The organism is Texcoconibacillus texcoconensis (genome assembly GCF_014202575.1).
GTDB lineage: Bacteria > Bacillota > Bacilli > Bacillales > Salisediminibacteriaceae > Texcoconibacillus > Texcoconibacillus texcoconensis.
This window is the reverse complement of sequence record NZ_JACHHB010000031.1, coordinates 1-4,019: the sequence shown is the minus strand read 5'-3', so window position 1 is coordinate 4,019 and position 4,019 is coordinate 1. Positions and strand designations below refer to the sequence as shown.

At 35.9% G+C, this 4,019-nt stretch carries 2 protein-coding genes; both read right to left on the bottom strand.

From position 1 onward, the window contains the following. Positions 1–988: 988 nt before the first annotated feature. The gene (locus tag HNQ41_RS16450; RefSeq protein ID WP_184665524.1) at positions 989–2,401 is read right to left on the bottom strand and encodes a sugar-transfer associated ATP-grasp domain-containing protein; all 1,413 of its coding nucleotides are present in this window, start codon (positions 2,399–2,401) and stop codon (positions 989–991) included. 59 nt (positions 2,402–2,460) lie between these two features. After that, a complete protein-coding gene (locus HNQ41_RS16445; protein WP_184665523.1) occupies positions 2,461–3,888 on the bottom strand; it encodes a YheC/YheD family protein in 1,428 nt (475 codons plus the stop codon). Between the last annotated feature and the right edge of the window lie 131 nt (positions 3,889–4,019).

Below are 4,019 nucleotides of genomic sequence, written 5' to 3'. Positions count from 1 at the left end.
GGACCAGTGTATCAGCACTCCCATTTGGGATTTCGAGGCTCAAACCCTTCAACCGTAGCTTACGGCCCATCACCTAACTGTCTACGCTTAAAGATAGGAGTTGCCCCCTATCCTCCAAGACTCGCTACGAGTGAGTGGCTAGCTCTTACTCGACGGGAATCCCACCCGCTATATGTCGCGACCTTGCTCGGTCGCTCGATCCGTCCCTGTACTTCACTGTGCTTCCCCAATAGGCGGGTTTCACCAAATATGACGAAGACCCTTTTTACAGAAACAAAAGAATCATAGTTTTGTTGTAATTCTACTTCTACCTTAACTTCTACTGGTAAACCACTCAACATTCCATTTACCTGCTGATTATGACAACACGATTACAAATCTGGCAAACAAGCTCCGTCCCTATGCTTCACGAACGCGTCAGTGACGACGTTTTTGATAAAGAATCATGGACTTCATCATTTCAGAAGAATTACCGCGCATCGCGAATAGAAGAAGCCGATCAGGTGGAAGTGCTTGTACGAGAAAATGATTGAGGTATAGCGATAAACTCCCACCTTTTATCACCGTTAAACTGCTACTGAGCTTCCCTGCAACAAGAATCTAGCAATTTAACCATTCAGCATGGAATTAATTTTTAAACCTCTATGTTAAGAAAAGAAGGTGAGTGCTCTATCTGCAACTTGTATTGGTAAACATAATAATTAATCTATAAATTGGTTAAGTAGTTTCCAGTATACAAAGTTATTCCTCAACAAAGACTGTTTGCTCGAATCGCGCAAACGCTATATGAACCATTATAGAATACTGAACGAATAAATAGTTTCTTCGAGGGAATGATACGTTGAAACCCATAGATTACTTCAGATAATAAAAGGTCGCGTTAAACAGGAGAATGTCATTGTTACTAATCTTGTAATATTTATTACAAGATAATAATAAAATACTAGAAGCAAACGGTCCATCCCACGTTTTTGTGTGACTAACGAGATCAGTCCCCGTGCTTCATTCTATTCTCGCGATCCTTTTTTACAGCTTCCATGATCTCTTCAGTGAACTCGCCAAAAATAGGTCTCTTATTTGCCAACTGATATCGCCAAACAGCACCCCAAAAATTCATTTCTATAAAGACAGGTTCGCCGTTTTCACCAACCGCAATATCCCAAGAAACAAAATTGTGATGGAGAATGCGTTTGTGTAGTTTTTTCACAAATGAAATGAACTTGCTAAATTCAGGTATTGGGTCTAATTCGACAAATTTGAACCCCGTTGTTGGGTGTGTTTCATAAATTTTTGCATTTCTATCCATAGCAAATGGTTGAAATTCACCATCGTCTTTAACACCGACAGCAATACCTCCATTACCACCATTGTCTTTCATTGATTTATCTACGCCAAATCGAACATATGTGGTTAAATAGTGAATTTCATCATTCCACCTCAATGTAACCATCCTCAACGTGTTAATAGAATATTTATGAGGAGCTGCTAAAATAGGATGTTGTTTAATCACTTTTTGAATACTAAAATTTTCTCCCCAGACTTTTTCGATATCCTTTAGTGAAAATTTCTCTTTTCCGAAATAATGACCACCATTAGAAAACTTTAACTTTCCAACGCCTTTTCCATCATCAGAGAGGCTCCGTTTTACAACAATGTCCTCTCTCGTCTCAAAAATCGTTTTAAACGCCCGTCCCCTAGAGATAGTATTATTTTCTAAGTCAAAATACTGTCCATTAACTCGCTTTAAAACAATTTCCGGATGAAATTCTGAGGTAATAAGTAAATCATAAACATTTTTATCATTATAAAAATGCAACATTTCCATAGAATTCAAGTACGGAATAATATGTTGTCTGACCTCAAGCTGAGGTACCACTCTTGAATCTGATTTACCAGCCAAATTTTCATAAGCAATATGTAAGCTTGGATCAATAGTTTTTCCATAATGTTTTTTCCAGTATTGTTGAATGGAACCGGTATTTTGCTGATTAATGTTCTTTAGGAGTCCAGCTTCCTTAAACATTTTAAAGTATTCGCCTTTTGTATTTACACCTATTTTCTCATAAAAATTTAAATCACGAGTTAACTGTTGGAGTTCTTTATATTTGTCATAAACGGCTGATTCAATTTTCTCTATTAAGCTCTCCCAATTACCTTGTTCAAATTCTTGAATGACCAATTTGTGATTCCGCTCTAATTCAGCTAACTTATCAGGAATGCTCATGTCTTTTCCGTCATATAAATCATATATTTTTTGTAATGATTCGAACCCTTTAAGTACAGTGTTATACATACTGATTGCTTCGTCTACTTTGCCTTCCGCTAAGCTTCCTACACACAAACGTATTGCTTTCATTGATTTTTCAATGAGTTTACTCTCTCTCTCTCTTATTTCTTTCATCTTCTATCCTCTCCTAACATACCATTAATGTCTTTTGGCTTAATGGTATGTCACAGTTTCTATTGAAGTGCATTATTTAACTTCCCTAAAGGATCTGCGAAAAAAATTTGTTTTTCCGCAAGATAGATTGCGTATGCAACAGCATTTTTTGCACGTTTATATTCATCAACTCGAGCACCCGGTAGTTGGTTAACTTCATATACCCATACCTTTTCATTCTCATCAATAGCAAAGTCTATCCCTAGTTCATCAATAGCAAATCCATGAATCATATCTATATAGGACGATAATTCCATAGATATATTATAAAGGTCAGTTTCAAATTGCGAACCTCTTCCCTTAAACTGCTCCTCAAGAAAAGTTGAAATATCAATTTGTAGTTCCCCTTGATCTACATTTGTCAGGATCGATCCTTTTTTAGCTATTCTGGGGTACATCATCAACATTTCAAGGTTCCCATCACCATTTTTTTGTATATGTGCCCGTATATGGTAAGCACGGCCCTCGTTTGTTTGGCTTTTAATGAATGGTTGAATCATGTAACGTTTTCTATTATCTTCTGTAATAAGTTTGTTAATGAAATTTTCAAATTGTTGACTCGATAGTTTTTCCCTTTTGTTGTGTTTTAATATTTGGATATTTTCGGAAGTTCGATTTACAAGATAAATATTCTGACCCTTTTTCCCATGTATTGGCTTTAGCACCATTTGATTATACTCTTTTAAAAATTCTTCAATATCCGAATAATGATACAAAGTCTTAGAAGGAATAAAATAATGCTGATAAATGGAACCTTCTAATTTTTTGGGTAGCACATATTTACCACCGAAAGGAAAGCTGGTAAAAGGTATCAACCCCCTCAGTTTCCGTTCTTTATCACTTTGATCATGCTTGAGACTATAATTTTGAATAACATCTGGGAAAGACAAGGTCATTTTTTCCCATTGTCCACTTTGAAATACTTCTCCTTGTACAATTTCTTGATTAAAGTCTACATCCTCAGTAGAAAAGACCATAATATCAGCTTCTTTTCTCTCGGCTTCATATACCAAAGACATGATGCGAGCCTCTGTAAGCAAGGCTCTTGGGTTGGTTGTTGGATGATAAACACCTATCACCCATCTTTTTTTCGGGTTCTGTTGTATCATATCTTCATATTTAGATAGGAGTTCTTTATAAGTAGGCAATAAATAAGAATGAATTAATTCTCTAATTTGTTGATATTTTCCTTTGTTTAAATACTCAATCGTATTGATAAGATTCTCTTTTAATTGATTGATTAGCTTAAAAATCTTTTCATCTATTACATGATTATTTGAATGTATTTCTTTATACAGGGCATTAAAGCCTTCAATAGTCGTTTGTAATAATGGAATAACTTCAGTATAATTTCCCTCGTTGATTAACCTTTTTATATAATCTAACGCCTCAACACTTGTTTCTAATATATTAACGAATTTTTTTTCCGTTTTAAATTGTTGTTCCATGTTAACCCTCCTAGCACCGTTAGTTTTCCCGTACTAAATCGAGTAGGAGGAGGGTTCGCCCCTCCGTCCTCTCACACCACCGTACGTACGGATCTCGTATACGGCGGTTCAATAAGTTGAGTGATGCTTTT